The organism is Bradyrhizobium sp. CCBAU 11430, from assembly GCF_028128855.1.
Taxonomy (GTDB): domain Bacteria; phylum Pseudomonadota; class Alphaproteobacteria; order Rhizobiales; family Xanthobacteraceae; genus Bradyrhizobium; species Bradyrhizobium ottawaense.
Genome location: NZ_LBJV01000072.1, coordinates 331,064 through 347,596 on the forward strand (window position 1 = coordinate 331,064; position 16,533 = coordinate 347,596).

The window sequence follows — 16,533 nt, forward strand, 5'->3', positions numbered from 1 at the left end:
TAACGCTAGACCTCAATTTTGCTGCTGGGCCGGCTCCAGATGGGCTGCGTCGATCACGAACTGTGCCAACGCCCGGCCAAGGCAATCATGAACCTGCTTCGCCAGTTCGGGCCCGCGGGACGGGCTGAACAGGTCGAACTGACCCTGATCATTCCACTGCCGCATGATCGTGAAGCGATCGAACAGCGGAATATCATGCTCCTGCGCCACGACGCGCATATTGTCGAGAAATGGCTGGGCCGAGATCATCGTTTCGGTACGCGGGCTGTACTGCAAATTCATCAAGACGACGTCGGCCCCTGCCTTTTGCAACGCAATAACCCCCTCGGTGACTGCGCTGCGAAATTCGTCGGGATCGATGGATCGGATGGCATCCACGGTCCCGGTCTGCCAGACGACCAAAGTAGGCGTTTTTGCTTCCATCAGCTTAACGAAGGTCGAGGCGGCCTCCTCCGCCGTTCGCTTGCTCTGTATTTCTACGGAGACGTGCACCGCTTCCGACGGCGGCAGCTTTTCCTTCAGAATCGCTTCCATGCGCGCCGGATAGGAGCTGCCCTCCGAGGACGGAATCGTGGTCGAGCGGCTGCCGATGACCAGGATTTCGAGCGGCTTGCCGGCCTTGATGGCCTCGGCGACCTTGGGAAGCTGGCTTTCGCTGGTAAGTAGATAGGACGGCAATTCGCACGCCGCGGGCGCGGTGGCAGCGCCAGGCGCAGCATCGCCCGCCCGCGCCACAGGCGCGGCGAGGCTACCGCATAGCAGGACCAGGCTCAGGAGAACCTTCGCCTTCATCAGCCCCCTCCCGCCAGATCGGCGTTGCCGACGGCGTTTTTGGTTTTCGCACCGCTCTTGTCAGCCACGCGCTTGTACCACGAAATCACCCAGGCCACGCCCCACATGATCAGGACCCCGGAGAGACTAATCAGCGCATGCATGGCTGCCCCGCCGGAGACTTCGGCGAGAATGAAATGCCCGGCGAAGGCCAGGAAGACACCGAGGCAGAAGATCTCGAGAGAATGCTGGCCGCATAGAATCAATGGTCGCAGCCAGCGCGATTTCAAGCCCGGCCAATCCCGGGGTAGGAAGCGCACGGTGAGCGCGGCCAGCGCCAGGAAATGCGTGAAGCGCAGCACGTCGAGATCGGTCTTGTCGATCGGATACATCCACTGCTCGACCCGCTTCGGCATGAATTGGGAGAGCTGCGGCACGTACCAGGTCAGCGTCACGTAGAACGCCGCGGCGAGATAGGCGATCGAGATCCACATCGTCACCGGCGAAGCCAGGATACGCGACATCCGTCGCGCACCTCCGAGCGCGCACCATGCACCGAAGACGAACAGCAATTGCCAGGCGAAGGGATTGAAGGCCCAGAAGCCGTTAGGATAGGCCGACAGGTAAAGATCGTATTCCCAGGTGACCGCGTAGAGCGCGACCGAGAGGCCGAGCGTGACGTCGGGACGCCATTTCATCGACCACAGGATCAGCGGCAGTGCCAGCATCAGCACGATGTAGAGCGGCAGCACGTCCATGTTGACGGGACGGAAGCGCAGCAGCAGCGCCTGCACGATGGTGACGTCGGGCTGCTTGAGGAAATCCATGATCCCCATCTCTTCGGTGTAGAGCGGGTTCTCGAACCTGGTCGCGACGTAGGAGATTTCGGCGAGGAAGATCGTGAACAGGAAGACGTGGGCGACGTAGATCTGCCAGACCCGGCGCAGGATGCGCGCGGTGGCGATGACGACGCCGCTCTCCAGCATCGCCCTTCCGTAGACGAAGGCGGCGGTGTAGCCGGAGATGAAGATGAAGATCTCGGTGGCGTCGCTGAAGCCGTAATTGCGGATCGTGAACCAGGTCAGCAGACTCGGCGGCAGATGGTCGATGAAGATCAGCCACAGCGCCAGCCCGCGGAACAGGTCGAGCCGGAGCTCGCGCTCGCCGATGGCGGGCAGCGTGATGGCCGGCGCCCTCGCGCGCGGCTTCGCCCCCGCGGGCTTGGCGGTTCCCGCGATCGTCGATCCCGTCACTTGGTCGGCAATGGTCATCGGGGCTTAAAAACCCTTGCGCAAATCGCGACGTCGAGAAGTGTACCGGTCCGGTCGTCGTCTCGCAAAGCGGCCGGATCACGTCCGGGTGTCATTCCCCTCGAATTCTGGCGGGACGATGTCGCCAAAGCCGCCTCCGGCGTTTGGTTCCAGCGCTGGATTTCGGTATGATAGCAACCATGTACCGCGCCGTGACCCGCCAGATCGAAGTGACCGTCGAGCCGAACTTTGTTCCGGAGCAGTCGTCGGCCGACCGCTCCCGCTACTTCTGGTCCTACACCATCGTCATCGTCAATTCGGGCGAGGAGACCGTGCAGCTCAAGACGCGGCACTGGATCATCACCGATGCCTCCGGCCGCCAGCAGGAGGTCAAGGGCGAGGGCGTGGTCGGCGAGCAGCCGATCCTGGCCCCCGGCGAGCGCTTCGAATACACCTCCGGCGTCCCGCTTTCGACCGCCTCCGGCTTCATGACCGGCCGCTACCAGATGGTCACCGAAAGCGGCGAGCGCTTCGAGATCGACGTTCCCGCGTTTTCGCTTGATAGTCCCGACAACAAGCGGGTGTTGAATTAGGGCCTCGCTCGTGTCCCGGACGCGCCGCAACGCGAAGCGTTGCTGCGCAGAGCCGGGACCCAGGGGCGGCCCGGCACGCGGCGAGATGGGCCCCGGCTCTGCAGCGCACCGCACCGGACGATGCTTCGCATCACCGGGAGCGCTGCGCTGCGTCCGGGGCACGAGAGCAGAGTGTGGCGCACGCATTCTCCACGTCGTCGTTGCGATGCTCCAATGCAGATCCCAGCGGCAGTGCCGTAGGGTGGGCAAAGGCGCTTAAGCGCCGTGCCCACGATCTCCATCGATAAGCAACAAAGACGTGGGCACGAACGAGATTGAGCTTGTGGCAGGCAGCTCGGCTTGCAGACACGCCTTCGCGGCCTCGCGGCTCAATTCGCCCGAGCTTTGCTTCATCGCTCACCCTCATTAGCCAAGAGGGCGCAGGGAAGACCGGGTGCCGGCTCGCACCCGCGGTCCGCTGCGCGAAATGCACGCGCAAGAAGAACCGCACAGCAGCATACAGGTGGTGCCGAACACTCGGCCTTCCCTGCGCAGTGGCTGGACGGCTTATGCCGTGATCTCCCGGGAGCCGACCATTCCTTCTGGCCTCCCGCGCCCCGCGAATTGGATGATGCAGTCTGCCCGGTTGGGCTCGCTCGCACCTTCGCAAGACTTGACCGTGGCAACGACGGCCAGGACCACACGGTTTTGCCGTACGCACGGCCCGCCATTTCGCCGCAGTTTTTCCTGGCCCCGTCGACGAAGCCGGAAACTTACAGACGAGACGAAGCCTAGCAGCGCCGTCGTCTGCACGAAGCCTCGGACTCACAGGGACTACCCGCCCTGCCCGCACCTCTCGTGCCGACGCTGCCGCGTCCACCGCAAGCCCGGCTCGCGATGCGTGACGACACATGATCGCCCCTCTTGGTGAGCCGGGATGCGCAATTCATACGCCGAAACCGAATTTCGGCAAAGTGGAATATTTTCGGCGACGAGGATTGACAGAGGGCGACACACGCGCGGTGCCGTAGGGTGGGCAAAGGCGCGCTCTTGCGCGACGTGCCCACGAATTCTCCCAGTCACACGCAGATCGTGGGCACGCTTCGCTTTGCCCACCCTACGAAGCTACGAGAGCTCGCCAAGCGCCTGCGAATTACGCGTCCTCCACGCCGGCCTCGTCCGGCGTGAAATCGTACACCGACGAGCAGAACTCGCAGGTGACGACGACCTTGTCGTCCTTCACCATCGCGGCGCGATCGTCGGGCGAAAAGCTCTTCAGCATCGAGGCGACCGCATGGCGCGAGCAGGAGCATTGCGCCTTGAGCACCATCGGATTGAACACGCGTACGCCGCGCTCGTGGAACAGGCGGAACAGCAGCCGCTCGCCGGAGAGCTCGGGATCGATCAGCTCGACGTCCTCGACGGTCTCGATCAGCGAACGCGCCTCGACCCAGGCATCGTCTTCGGCAACGCTGTGCACCTCGACGCCATCGGGGGCATCGCCGGGATGCAGATCGGCCTGCCGCGCGCGCTCGGGCGCCTTCGGCAGAAATTGCATCAGCATGCCGCCGGCGCGCCAGCGATGCTTGCCGCCGTCGTTCGAACGCCACTCCTCGCCGACCGCGAGGCGCACGCGCGTCGGGATCTGCTCGGAGCGCAGGAAATATTCGTGAGCGGCGTCTTCCAGGCTGCCGCCGTCGAGCGCGACCAGGCCCTGGTAGCGGCTCATGTCGGGGCCCTGGTCGATGGTCATGGCGAGATGACCGCGGCCGAGCAGCGTGCCGGAATCCCTGGTATCGCCGAGACGCGCGGCATCAAAACGCGCATAGGCGCGCAGGCGATCCGGCGCCATGTAGTCGACGACCAGGAACGACACCGGGCCGTCGGTCTGGGCCTGCAGGATGAAGCGACCCTCGAATTTCAGCGCGGTGCCGAGCAGCGTCGTCAGCACGATGGCCTCGCCGAGCAGCTTGCCGACCGGCGCCGGATAATCGTGCTTGGTCAGGATCTCGTCGAGCGCCGGGCCAAGCCGCACCAGGCGCCCGCGCACGTCGAGCGCGTCGACCTCGTAGGGCAACACGGCGTCATCGATCGGAACCGCTGATGGCGCGCGAACCGGGCCTTCGGGGCCGGCTTTCATCTCAGGGGATTGGGAAACCATGGGGCGTTATCTGGGGTCGGAGGGCGGAAATGGAAGGGGGCGGCGGCGGTGGTATGTTCCGGATACAAGTCGAACTGAACGAAGCAACCTCAAACTCGGTGTCGTCCCGGGGCGCGCGAAGCGCGAGCCCGGGATCCATAACCACAGGATGACGTGATGGCGCGAGCTGACAACTCCGAGTCCTCGCCAAACTCAGTCCTGTGGCTATGGGTCCCGGATCGGCGCTCCGTTCTGGACAACGCTACGCGTTGCCAGAAGCTGCGCTTGTCCGGGACGACACCGTATGTGAGGTGATCGCCGGGCCTCCAGCGAAGCTACTTCACCGCGTCAAAACACCAGGCCAGAATGCCCTTCTGCGCATGCAGGCGGTTTTCGGCCTCGTCGAACACGACCGATTGCGGACCGTCGATCACTTCATCGGTGACCTCCTCGCCGCGATGGGCGGGCAGGCAGTGCATGAACAGCGCGTCGGGCTTGGCCAGCGACATCAGCTTGCCGTTGACCTGATAGGGCTTGAGCACGTTGTGGCGATGCTCGCCTTCCTTGTCGCCCATCGACACCCAGGTGTCGGTGACGACGCAGTCGGCGCCGCGCACGGCGGCCTCCGGATCGGTGCCGAGCATGATCGGCGCGCCGGTCGCCTTGATGAAGTCGCGCATCGCTTTTTTCGGCGCGAGCTCCGGCGGGGTTGCGACATTGAGCTGGAACTTGAAGCGCTCGGCGGCGTGAGCCCAGGACGCCAGCACGTTGTTGTCGTCGCCGGTCCAGGCCACCGTCTTGCCCTCGATCGGGCCGCGATGCTCCTCATAGGTCATGAGGTCGGCCATCACCTGGCAGGGATGCGAGCGCCGCGTCAGGCCGTTGATGACCGGCACGGTGGCGTTGGCCGCGAGCTCCAGCAACGCGTCGTGGTTGAGGATGCGGATCATGATGGCATCGACATAGCGCGACAGCACGCGCGCGGTGTCGGCGATGGTCTCGCCGCGGCCGAGCTGCATCTCGGCACCGGTGAGCATGATGGGCTCGCCGCCGAGCTGACGCATCGCGACGTCGAACGACACGCGTGTCCGGGTCGACGGGCGCTCGAAGATCATCGCCAGCGTCTTGCCTTCGAGCGGCCTGACCGGCTGCTGCGCCTTCTGCTTCGCCTTCATCGCGGACGAAGCTGCAAGCATGCGCTTGAGCTCCGACAGCGGCAGCTCATTGATATCGAGGAAGTGCTTTGGAGTTTTATTGGGGGACTTGCTCATCAGCTTGCCGCCCGCTTGGTCTGGCTGGACGAGATTGCGGCGCAGGCGCGCTCGAGCCGCCCGACGCTGTCCTCGATCTCGGCTTCGGTCACGATCAGCGGCGGGAGGAAACGCACGACATTGTCGCCGGCCCCGACAGTGAGCAGCTTTTCGTGACGCAGGGCCGCGACCAGATCGCCGGAGGGCACCACGGCCTTGATGCCGATCAGGAGGCCTTCGCCGCGCACTTCGCTGACGACATCGGGATGACGGTCGATCACGGAGGCAAGCTTCTGCTTCAGCAGCAGCGACATTCTCTGCACGTGATCGAAGAAGCCGGGCTTGAGCATGACGTCGAGCACCGCATTGGCCGCGGAGATCGCCAGCGGATTGCCGCCGAAGGTCGAGCCGTGCGAGCCGGGGCCCATGCCGGCGGCCGCATCCGCGGTCGCCAGCACCGCGCCGATCGGGAAGCCGCCGCCAAGCGCCTTCGCCAGCGACATCACGTCCGGCGTGACGCCGGTGCGCCGATAGGCGAACAGATCGCCACTGCGGCCCATGCCGGTCTGCACCTCGTCGAAGGCGAGCAGCAGGCCCTTCTCGTCGCAGAGCTGGCGCAACGCCTTGAGGAAGGTCGGCGTTGCCGAGCGCACGCCGCCCTCGCCCTGGATCGGCTCGATCAGGATGCCGGCGGTGTGCGGGCCGATCGCCTTCTTGACGGCCTCGATATCGCCATGCGGCACCTGGTCGAAGCCATCCATGGGCGGGCCAAAGCCTTCGAGATATTTTGCAGATCCGGTCGCGGCGAGCGTCGCCAGCGTACGGCCGTGAAAGGCGCCTTCGAAGGTGATGATGCGATAACGTTCCGGATGACCCTTGGAGAAGTGATGATGGCGGACCAGCTTGATCACACCCTCCAGCGCTTCGGCGCCCGAATTGCAGAAGAACACGAAGTCGGCAAAGCTCTCGTTGCAGAGCCGGTTGGCGAGCTTCTCGCCATCCGGGCTCTGGAACAGGTTCGACATGTGCCAGAGCTTCGTCGCCTGCTCCTGCAGCGCCTTGATCAGATGCGGGTGGCAATGGCCGAGCGCATTCACAGCCACGCCCGAGGTGAAATCGAGATAGCGATCGCCATTGGTCGCGATCAGCCAGCAGCCTTCGCCGCGCTCGAAGCCGAGGTCGGCTCTGGCGAAAACGGGGAGCAAATGCGGCGCTGCGCTGTTAGTCATGATGTCACTTGAATGTTGCGGACGGTGTGACGCGTGCATTGCGCAACGCACCATCGACCGGCCCGGAAAACGAAACGTGCCGCCTTTTAAGGGCGGCACGCGCGACTATCTTATGCCTGGCAAGACGGGTGTCAATGCCGCCCGGAAAGCCTCGCGAAACGCTGAATCCGTAGTCTTGCGGTGCCGATTTTGCGGGTTTTCACCACGGAACATGTGGAAGCGAGTCGGCGGACTCTTGCGCGGGAGTCACGCCATATTGTAGCGTTTGGATTGTCAGATACGACATCTCGTGCAGCGGTTCTGATCCCAAGAGTCCTCATGTACCGGCGTAAACGTTCGGGCGTCAGTCACGCGCCCGGCGAGCCTTAAGGGATTCTGACGGCACGGGTTTTTGAAGGCTTAGGCAATCGCTGCGAGGCCCCAGGATGGCGGCGCGTAGCGAGGGAAAGGGTGCAATGACGGTTTTGACCTGGTCCGACGATCGCGTCGAGCAGCTGAAAAAGCTCTGGGAGGCCGGACTTTCGGCCAGCCAGATCGCAGCTGAACTCGGCAATGTGACCCGCAATGCCGTGATCGGCAAAGTGCACAGGCTCGGTCTGTCCGGCCGTGCCAAGAGCCCTTCATCGGCAGCGCCCCGGCCGCGCAAGGCGCGTCCCGCGCAGCACATGATGCGGGTGACCCGCCCCATTGCGCGCGGCAACACCGCGCTGGCGCAGGCCTTCGAGGTCGAGGTGGAGGCCGAACCGGTCACCTACGACAACGTGGTGCCAATGAGCCAGCGGCTGTCGCTGCTCGAGCTGAACGAGGCCACCTGCCATTGGCCGGTCGGCGATCCCTCCAGCCCGGATTTCTTCTTCTGCGGCGGCAGGGCGCTGTCCGGCCTGCCCTACTGCGCCCAGCACTCGCGCGTGGCGTATCAGCCGGCGGCGGATCGCCGGCGTGCCCCGGCAAAGCCGGGTCCGCGGTGAGCGGATTTAGCTGATCGCAAAGACGGCAGCCGTCACACGACGGCGCCTCAACCAACTCGGTGTCATCCCCGCGAACGCGGGGATCCATAACCACAGGGCGCTGTTGTTGCGCGAGATGGTCACTCCGAGTCTTCGCCAAACCACTGCCTGTGGTTATGGGTCCCTGCTTTCGCAGGGACGACACCGGAGAATGTGGCGGCAGCCCACCAAACCCCAACGCCTGCAAACCTTACGTCTGCTCCGCCTTCGCGAAGCGATCGTCGAGCGCGTAGCCGGCGCCGCGGACGGTGCGGATCGGGTCCTGCTCGCGGCCGAGATTGAGCAGCTTGCGCAGGCGGCCGATATGGACGTCGACGGTGCGCTCGTCGATGTAGATGTCGCGGCCCCAGACGCTGTCGAGCAGCTGCTCGCGCGAGAACACGCGGCCCGGATGCTCCAGGAAGAACTCCAGCAGGCGATATTCGGTCGGACCGAGATCGATCGGCCGGCCCGAGCGCGCCACGCGACGCTTGTCGCGGTCGAGCTCGATGTCGCCATAGGCCAGCACTGTCGCGAGTCGCTCAGGACTGGCGCGGCGAAGCAGGCCCTTCACGCGCGCCAAAAGCTCCGGCACCGAGAACGGCTTGACGATGTAGTCGTCGGCGCCGGTCGCAAGTCCCCGCACCCGCTCGCTCTCCTCGCCGCGCGCGGTGAGCATGATGATCGGCAGCTGCTTGGTGTCGGGCCGGGTCCGCAGCCGCCGGCACAGCTCGATGCCCGACAGGCCCGGCAGCATCCAGTCGAGCACGATCAGGTCCGGGATGTGCTCCTTGAGGCGGGTGTCGGCGTCGTCGCCGCGCATCACCGTCTCGACGTCATAGCCGTCGCCTTCGAGGTTGTAGCGAAGCAGCTCGGTGAGAGCTTCCTCGTCCTCAACCACCATAATGCGTGCGCCCATCGGGTCGTCGCTCCTTGAGTCTTCAGGTATTCGGGACCGTCGTGGCGAAGGTGGTCATGTCGCCCTTCGGCCGCTTGTCGGTGATCGCCTGGCCTTCGATCATGTAGAACACGGTCTCGGCGATGTTGGTGGCGTGGTCGCCGATCCGCTCGATGTTCTTGGCGCAGAACATCAGATGGATGCAGAACGAGATGTTGCGCGGATCCTCCATCATGTAGGTGAGGAGCTCGCGGAACAGCGAGGTGCAGATCGCGTCGACTTCCTCGTCGCCCTTCCACACCGCCATCGCCGCCGGCAGATCATGTGCGGCATAGGCGTCCAGCACCGACTTGACCTGCTGCTGCACGAGGTCGGTCATGTGCTCCAGGCCGCGGAACAGTTTCAGCGGATGGAAGTCGGTCTCCAGCGCGGCGACGCGCTTGCCCATGTTCTTGGCGAGGTCGCCGATGCGCTCGAGGTCGGTCGCAACGCGCATGGCGCCGACGATCTCGCGCAAATCCACCGCCATCGGCTGGCGGCGGGCGATGGTGAGCACCGCGCGTTCCTCGATGCGCTTCTGCAGCGCGTCGAGCTCGGCATCGATGGTGACGACGCGCTGGCCGAGCGCGACGTCGCGGCGGATCAGCGCGCCGACGGAATCGACGATCATGCGTTCGGCGATGCCGCCCATCTCGGCGACCAGGCGGGTGAGCTCCTGGAGGTCGGTGTCGAAAGCTTTTGCGGTATGTTCAGTACCCATGTCGCGTCTCCTCAGCCGAACCGGCCGGTGATGTAATCCTGCGTGCGCCGGTCGCTCGGCGACGTGAAGATCTTGCTGGTGTCGTCGAACTCGATCAGCTCGCCGAGATACATGAAGGCGGTCTTGTCGGAGACGCGCGCCGCCTGCTGCATGTTGTGCGTGACGATCGCGATCGTGTAGTTCTCGGACAGCTCCTGGATCAGCTCCTCGACCTTGGCGGTCGAGATCGGATCGAGCGCCGAGCAGGGCTCGTCGAACAGAATCACCTCGGGCCGCACCGCGACGGTGCGGGCGATGCACAGGCGCTGCTGCTGGCCGCCGGAGAGCGACAGGCCGGAGGCGTTGAGCTTGTCCTTGACCTCGTTCCACAGCGCGCCGCCGCGCAGCGCCTTCTCGACGCGGTCGTCCATCTCGGACTTCGAGATCTTCTCGTAGAGGCGGATGCCGAAGGCGATGTTCTCGTAGATCGTCATCGGGAACGGCGTCGGCTTCTGGAACACCATGCCGACCCGGGCGCGCAGCAGATTGAGGTCGAGCCTGGGGTCGAGGATGTTGGTCTGGTCCAGCATGAGCTGGCCGGTGGCGCGCTGGCCCGGATAGAGGTCGTACATCCGGTTGAAGATGCGCAGCAGGGTCGACTTGCCGCAGCCCGACGGGCCGATGAACGCCGTGACGCGGTTGGCACCCAGCGTCAGGTTGATGTTCTTCAGCGCGTGGTGCTCGCCGTAATAGAAGTTGAGATTGCGCACCGTCACCTTGGCCGGGGCTTCCGGCAGCGGCTGCGAGGCCAGATGAGCGTTGGAACTCATGGAAACGGACAGGTCGGTCATTTTGCAGTCCTCTCGGCGCCGAGGATGCGCGCGCCAATGTTCAGGGCAAGCACGGTGAGCGTGATCAGCAGCGCGCCGCTCCAGGCGAGCTGCTTCCAATAGGCGTAGGGGCTCTGGACGAAGTTGTTGATGGTGACCGGCAAATTGGCCATCGTCTTGTTCAGGCCGAGGCTGAAGAACTGGTTCGACAGCGCGGTGAAGAGCAGCGGCGCGGTCTCGCCGGCGACGCGGGCGGTGGCGAGCAGCACGCCGGTGATGAGGCCCGACCGGGCCGCACGATAGGCGATACGCTTGATCACCAGCGAGCGCGGCAGGCCGAGCGCCGAGGCCGCCTCGCGCAGGGGATTCGGCACCAGCAGCAGCATGTCCTCGGTGGTGCGCAGCACGACCGGGATCACGATGACGGCGAGCGCGAGCGCGCCCGCGATCGCGGAGAAGCCACGCATCGGCACCACCACCGCGCCATAGATGAACAGGCCGATGATGATCGAGGGCGCCGAGAGCAGGATGTCGTTGATGAAGCGGATCACCGAGGTCAGCCGGTCGTTGCGGCCGTATTCGGCAAGGTAGGTGCCGGCGAACAGGCCGAGCGGCGCGCCGATGCCGACGCCGATCAACGTCATGATGATCGAACCGACGATCGCGTTGCGCAGGCCGCCTTCGGTCGAACCCGGCGGCGGCGTATCCGCGACGAAGATCTCAAGATTGAGGCCGGCCAGGCCGTTGAAGAGCAGCGTGATCAGGATCAGCGCGAGCCAGGTGACGCCGAAGGCGGCCGCGGCGAAGCAGAGCCCGCGGATGACGATGTCCTTGCGGCGACGACGCGAATAGATCGGATTGAGCGCCATGACGTTACTTCCCCGCCTTCTTGTCCAGCCGCATCAGCATCAGCCGCGCTGCGGCCAGCACGAAGAACGTCAGCACGAACAGCAAGAGGCCGAGCAGGATCAGGCCGGACTGGTGCAGGCCGTCGCTCTCGGCGAATTCGGATGCGATCGCCGCCGAGATCGTGGTGCCCGGCGCGAAGATCGATGAGGAGATGCGGAACGAGTTGCCGATGATGAAGGTCACCGCCATGGTCTCGCCGAGCGCGCGGCCCAGCGCCAGCATGACGCCGCCGATGATGCCGACGCGGGTGTAGGGGATCACCACGCTGCGGACGACTTCCCAGGTGGTGCAGCCGACGCCGTAGGCGGCCTCCTTCAGCACCGGCGGCACCGTCTTGAACACGTCGACCGAGATCGAGGTGATGAAGGGCAGCACCATGATGGCGAGGATCAGCGCGGCGTTGAACGTGCTGAGATAGGACGGCGGACCGGCGAAGATCGCGCCCAGCACGGGCACGCCGTCGAATATCCTGATCATGAAGGGCTGGAAGGTGTTGGCCAGGAACGGGCCCAGCACGAAGAAGCCCCACATGCCGTAGATGATCGAGGGAATGCCGGCGAGCAGCTCGATCGCCATGCCGATCGGGCGGCGCAGCCATTGCGGGCAGAGCTCGGTGAGGAAGATCGCAATGCCCAGACCGACGGGAATGGCGATCAGCATCGCGATGAAGGAGGTGACGAGCGTGCCGTACATCGGTCCGAGCGCGCCGAGCACGGGCGGATCGGCCGACGGCGCCCAGCGCTGTGTCCACAGGAAGGAGAAGCCGTATTCCTTCATCGCCGGGAACGCGCCGACGATCAGCGAGACGATGATGCCACCGAGAATGAGCAGCACCGAGATCGCGGACAGCCGCGTGATCCAGTAGAAGGTGACGTCGCCGAGCTTGAACGCGCTCAAGGCCTTGGTGCGGTCATACGGTCCGGCGTCGTCGATTACATCGCTCTGAACGGCCATCTCTGCCACGCCGATCCCCTGTGCCCGTTATATACGCTTGTTGTCAGTCTTTTTGTCGGTGTCGCGCTCCGGACGCGGCGCGCGCCGGTCCGGAGCGGAAGTCTTGCGGGTTCCGGCCCTCGCGGAGCGGCACACTGGACGATGCTTCGCATCGCCAGGGCCGCACCGCGTCCGGGACGCGAGAGCCTTACTTAGCTCTTGATCTCGGCAGCCCAGGTCTTCTCGATCAGGGTCACGACGCCTTCGGGCATCGGGATGTAGTCGAGCTCTTCAGCCGCCTTGCCGCCGCTCTTGAAGGCCCAGCGGAAGAACTTGATGGCTTCCTGCGAGGCCGCCTTGTCGGTGGCATCCTTGTGCATGAGGATGAAGGTCGCCGCCGTGATCGGCCAGGACTTCTCGCCGGGCTGGTCGGTCAGGATGACGTAGTAGCCGGGCGCCTTGGCCCAGTCGGCGTTGGAAGCGGCCGCCTGGAAGGCTTCGACGGTCGGCTGCACCGGCTTGCCGGCCTTGTTGACGAGACCGGTGTAGGTCAGCTTGTTCTGCTTGGCATAGGCGTACTCGACGTAGCCGATCGAGTTCTTGGTCTGGCTGATGTTGCCCGACACGCCTTCGTTGCCCTTGGCGCCGACGCCGACCGGCCACTCGACCGCGGTGCCCTCACCGACCTTGCTCTTCCAGTCCGCGCTGGCCTTGGCGAGATAGTTGGTGAAGTTGAAGGTGGTGCCCGAACCGTCCGAGCGGCGGACCACGGTGATGGCTTCCGAGGGCAGCTTCACGTTCGGATTGAGCTTCTTGATCGCGGCGTCGTCCCACTTGGTGATCTTGCCGAGATAGATGCTGGCGAGCGTCTCGCCGTCGAACACCATCTCGCCGGGCTTCACGCCCTCGAGGTTGACGACGGGGACGATGGCGCCCATCACCATCGGCCACTGGACGAGGCCGTCCTTCTCGAGCTGCTCGGCCTTGAGCGGCGCGTCGCTGGCGCCGAAGGTCACGGTCTTGGCCTGGATCTGCTTGATGCCGCCGCCGGAACCGATCGACTGGTAGTTCAGACCGTTGCCGGTCTCTTTCTTGTAGGCGTCAGCCCATTTGGAATAGATCGGGAACGGGAACGTCGCGCCGGCGCCGGTGATGTCGGCAGCAAAGGCCGCTGTCGCCGATGCGGCGACCAAGCCGGCAGCGACGATCGTCTTGAGGAAATTCATGCTGGTCTCCATACAGGGGAGCGAAGCGCCATCAGCGCCCGATCGCGCTCCCCGCGCCGCCCCTTTAGGAGCGGTCGGCTGTGCTTTTACGAAGGTTTCGTGACAGTCGGATGACGCCCTCAAGCGACTGAAATCGCTTGAGTTCTAGATCTAAACTAAAGTCTTGGCCTGGGGAAAACAGGCGGTGAAAGTGGCGCCCTGCCGGGGCACACTTTCGATCAAAAGCCGGCCGCGATGGCGGTTAAGAATATGTTTCACCAGCGATAATCCGAGCCCGGTGCCGCCCTGCGAGCGGCTGTCGCCGACGTCGACCCGGTAGAACCGCTCGGTCAGCCGCGGCAGGTGCTCGGGCGCGATGCCGGGGCCGAAATCGCGGACCATGATCCGGATTTCCTGAGTTCCATCAGTGGCCGCGGCTGAGGTCAGCGACACGATGACGCGTCCGCCGGAGGCACCGTATTTGAGCGCGTTCTCGATCAAATTCTCGAACAGGCGGAGCAGCTCCTCGCGGTCGCCCGCGATCATCACCGGACTATCCGGCAGATGGATCTCGACCTCGACCTGGCGCTCGCGCGCCAGCGGCTCGAGCCCGTCGGCGACCTGGCGGATGATCGGCAGCAAATCGACCAGGGTGTCGGGCCGGACATGGGCCGACAGCTCGACCCGCGACAGCGACAACAGATCGTCGATCAGGCGCGCCATGCGGGTGGCCTGGTTGTGCATGATGCCGAGGAAGCGCTCGCGCGCCTTGGGATCGTCCTTGGCCTGGCCCTGCAGCGTGTCGATGAAGCCCGACAGCGCGGCCAGCGGCGTGCGCAGCTCGTGGCTGGCATTGGCGACGAAGTCGGCGCGCATCTCCTCGACCCGGCGCAGCGGCGTCTGGTCGTGGAAGGTCATCAGCATGCATTTGTCGGCGCCGCCGAAGCTGGTCGGCACCGGCACCGGCGTGATCATGAGCTCCATCCAGCGATCGACCGGGACGTGGTCGAGATAGGTCGCGCGCCGCGGCTCGGTGGTCGCGATCGATTCGCGCAGCGCCGTGATGATCTCCGGCGAGCGCAGCGCGAACTGGGCGAGCTCGTTCCGGCGCAGCGCCGGCGCGAGCTGGGCGGCGGCGGCGTTGAGGTGGATGACGCGGCCGGCGCGGTCGAGCAGCACCGCCGGATCCGGCATGCCGGCGACGACGGCGGCCACCGCCGCGCTCTCGACCGGGTTGATGCGCCTGACGTCGTCGCGCGACGCGGCGGGATCGTGCAGCCGCCACGGGATCAGCGCGGCCGCCGCGATACAGAGGAACACGATGGCGGCGTGCAGCGCCGACAATTCGCCGAGCGAGACGACGACGGACAGCGCCAGCGCCGCGGCGATCAGGATCACGGTCGAATGCCGCAGCCGGTCGGACCAGGGCTGCGCGGAGGGAGAAGATGGGGCGTCGATCGCCATCGGGGCGGACTTCTCCTGGGGCTTGTCTGAAGGCCTGTCCAAATAAGGCTTGGCGCCGTCAGGCACCGCTGTCGCTGCGCTCTCTCACATAAGCGGCTTCACGCGCCGGGCCGGGGTCGAGCTTGAGCGCCGCCTGCTGCAAGCGCTTCGATCGTGCGCCGATGATAACTTCGCGAAACGTCAGCAAGATTACAGATATGACGAAGGGCGACAGATAATAGAGGACGCGGAACAGCAGCATGCCGCCCAGAAGTTCCTCGCGATCCATCTGCCAGAGACCGACCAGCATGGCGGCGTCGAACACCCCGAGCCCGCCGGGCGAGTGGCTGGCGAAGCCGAGCAGGGTGGCCGAGACGAAGATCACCGCGACCACCACGAAGCCGAGATTGGGCTCGTCCGGGACCAGCACATACATCGCGAGCGCGCAGAAACCGAGATCGACGATGCCGATCGCGATCTGCAGCAGCGTCAGCGGGCCGCCCGGCAGCACCACGGTCCAGGGCCCGCGGCCGACCACGCGCGGCTGGGTCCAGACCCAGACCACATAGCCGACCAGCCCGACGATGATCATCAGTGCCAGCGCCCGGTTCAGCCAGGGCGGCAGCTGGTCGATCGAGGCGGCTGCCTCCGGATGATAGGAGATGCCGAGGCCGAGCACGGCGGCATTGCCGAGCCAGAAGGTCAGGCCGGCGAGGAAGCAGATCTTCGCGACGTCGATCGCGTTCAGCCCGTAGGCCGAATAGATGCGATAGCGCACCGCACCGCCGGTGAAGACGGATGCCCCGACATTGTGGCCGATCGAATAGCTGGTGAAGGCCGCGAGCGCGTTGATGCGATAGGGCACATGGGCATGGCCGATCGCGCGCACGGCGAACAGGTCGTAGAAGGTCAGGGTGAAATAGCCCGCGGTGACGAACAGCGCCGCCATCGCGATCTGGGTCGGCTCGGTGCTCTTGATCGCTTCGAGGACTTCGTTGAAATCGATGCCTCGCAGCATGTGGTAGAGCACATAGCAAGCGATGCCGATGACCGCGACGCTGATCACAACGCCAAGCTTATGCAGGACTTGCTTCTGGCGCAGAAACGACATCGCCCTGCGTATGGCTTCCAGCATCTAGACCTCGAACAACGCTTCAGCGGCCAGGGTGGCCGGCGAACAGGCGGACGACGCACAGGCACTCAACGAACCCTCGCCGCCGGCTCCGGTATCGCGCATGCCCCCCTGCCCTCCACTAGCGCGTTTTGGGGCGGAGTGGAATTCGCCAATTCGAACAAAAACACGTGCATTCAATATTTTAGGCAGGGTTGCGGGCTCCTGATGCACGGTTTGGCGCCTTCGGCGGCAGGACTTGAGGCG

General features: G+C 64.9%; 15 protein-coding genes. 2 read left to right on the forward strand and 13 right to left on the reverse strand.

Annotated elements, in window-relative coordinates; genetic code table 11:
* Positions 1 to 12: 12 nt before the first annotated feature.
* Together XI04_RS34570 and XI04_RS34575 are read right to left on the reverse strand one after the other, a co-directional pair.
* Complete coding sequence (locus XI04_RS34570) at positions 13 to 792, reverse strand: SGNH/GDSL hydrolase family protein (protein ID WP_271609654.1); 780 nt, start codon at positions 790 to 792, stop codon at positions 13 to 15.
* Entirely contained in the window at positions 792 to 2,042 is a 1,251-nt protein-coding gene (locus XI04_RS34575) for an OpgC domain-containing protein (protein ID WP_028140907.1), read from the reverse strand. Before XI04_RS34575 ends, XI04_RS34570 begins: the two co-directional genes overlap by 1 nt.
* A gap of 179 nt (positions 2,043 to 2,221) precedes the next feature.
* Here XI04_RS34575 and apaG point away from each other — a divergent pair, with 179 nt between their 5' ends.
* Positions 2,222 to 2,614: a Co2+/Mg2+ efflux protein ApaG gene (gene apaG / locus XI04_RS34580; protein ID WP_026202434.1), complete on the forward strand. Its 393-nt coding sequence runs from the start codon at positions 2,222 to 2,224 to the stop codon at positions 2,612 to 2,614.
* Positions 2,615 to 3,746: 1,132 nt separating this feature from the next.
* On the opposite strand, the gene XI04_RS34585 is transcribed toward apaG, so the two are convergent.
* The 3 genes from XI04_RS34585 to XI04_RS34595 form a co-directional block, all read right to left on the reverse strand.
* A complete protein-coding gene (locus tag XI04_RS34585) occupies positions 3,747 to 4,754 on the reverse strand; it encodes an Hsp33 family molecular chaperone (RefSeq protein WP_028139789.1) in 1,008 nt (335 codons plus the stop codon).
* Positions 4,755 to 5,068: 314 nt separating this feature from the next.
* Complete coding sequence (argF, locus tag XI04_RS34590) at positions 5,069 to 6,004, reverse strand: ornithine carbamoyltransferase (RefSeq protein ID WP_028139788.1); 936 nt, start codon at positions 6,002 to 6,004, stop codon at positions 5,069 to 5,071.
* Entirely contained in the window at positions 6,004 to 7,212 is a 1,209-nt protein-coding gene (locus XI04_RS34595) for an aspartate aminotransferase family protein (protein ID WP_028139787.1), read from the reverse strand. Before XI04_RS34595 ends, argF begins: the two co-directional genes overlap by 1 nt.
* Positions 7,213 to 7,667: 455 nt before the next feature.
* Here XI04_RS34595 and XI04_RS34600 point away from each other — a divergent pair, with 455 nt between their 5' ends.
* Positions 7,668 to 8,180, forward strand: a complete 513-nt coding sequence (locus XI04_RS34600) for a GcrA family cell cycle regulator (RefSeq protein WP_028139786.1) — start codon at positions 7,668 to 7,670, stop codon at positions 8,178 to 8,180.
* Positions 8,181 to 8,409: 229 nt separating this feature from the next.
* Here the strand turns inward: XI04_RS34600 and phoB are convergent, their stop codons facing one another.
* The 8 genes from phoB to XI04_RS34640 all read right to left on the reverse strand — a co-directional run bounded on the left by phoB (position 8,410) and on the right by XI04_RS34640 (position 16,290).
* The gene (phoB, locus tag XI04_RS34605) at positions 8,410 to 9,117 is read right to left on the reverse strand and encodes a phosphate regulon transcriptional regulator PhoB (RefSeq protein WP_018316913.1); all 708 of its coding nucleotides are present in this window, start codon (positions 9,115 to 9,117) and stop codon (positions 8,410 to 8,412) included.
* Positions 9,118 to 9,139: 22 nt separating this feature from the next.
* The gene (phoU, locus tag XI04_RS34610) at positions 9,140 to 9,856 is read right to left on the reverse strand and encodes a phosphate signaling complex protein PhoU (RefSeq protein WP_038946908.1); all 717 of its coding nucleotides are present in this window, start codon (positions 9,854 to 9,856) and stop codon (positions 9,140 to 9,142) included.
* An 11-nt stretch (positions 9,857 to 9,867) separates the two neighbouring features.
* On the reverse strand, positions 9,868 to 10,686 hold the full coding sequence (pstB, locus tag XI04_RS34615; protein ID WP_028139784.1) for a phosphate ABC transporter ATP-binding protein PstB: 819 nt from the start codon (positions 10,684 to 10,686) through the stop codon (positions 9,868 to 9,870).
* Positions 10,683 to 11,534, reverse strand: coding sequence for a phosphate ABC transporter permease PstA (gene pstA / locus XI04_RS34620; protein WP_028139783.1), 852 nt, complete (start codon positions 11,532 to 11,534; stop codon positions 10,683 to 10,685). The genes pstB and pstA overlap by 4 nt, the downstream gene beginning before the upstream one ends.
* A gap of 4 nt (positions 11,535 to 11,538) precedes the next feature.
* Positions 11,539 to 12,528, reverse strand: a complete 990-nt coding sequence (pstC, locus tag XI04_RS34625) for a phosphate ABC transporter permease subunit PstC (protein WP_271623894.1) — start codon at positions 12,526 to 12,528, stop codon at positions 11,539 to 11,541.
* 191 nt (positions 12,529 to 12,719) lie between these two features.
* Positions 12,720 to 13,733, reverse strand: coding sequence for a phosphate ABC transporter substrate-binding protein PstS (pstS, locus tag XI04_RS34630; protein ID WP_028139782.1), 1,014 nt, complete (start codon positions 13,731 to 13,733; stop codon positions 12,720 to 12,722).
* Positions 13,734 to 13,883: 150 nt separating this feature from the next.
* Positions 13,884 to 15,176, reverse strand: coding sequence for an ATP-binding protein (locus tag XI04_RS34635; RefSeq protein ID WP_028139781.1), 1,293 nt, complete (start codon positions 15,174 to 15,176; stop codon positions 13,884 to 13,886).
* A gap of 58 nt (positions 15,177 to 15,234) precedes the next feature.
* On the reverse strand, positions 15,235 to 16,290 hold the full coding sequence (locus XI04_RS34640; RefSeq protein ID WP_028139780.1) for a lysylphosphatidylglycerol synthase domain-containing protein: 1,056 nt from the start codon (positions 16,288 to 16,290) through the stop codon (positions 15,235 to 15,237).
* Positions 16,291 to 16,533: the final 243 nt, after the last annotated feature.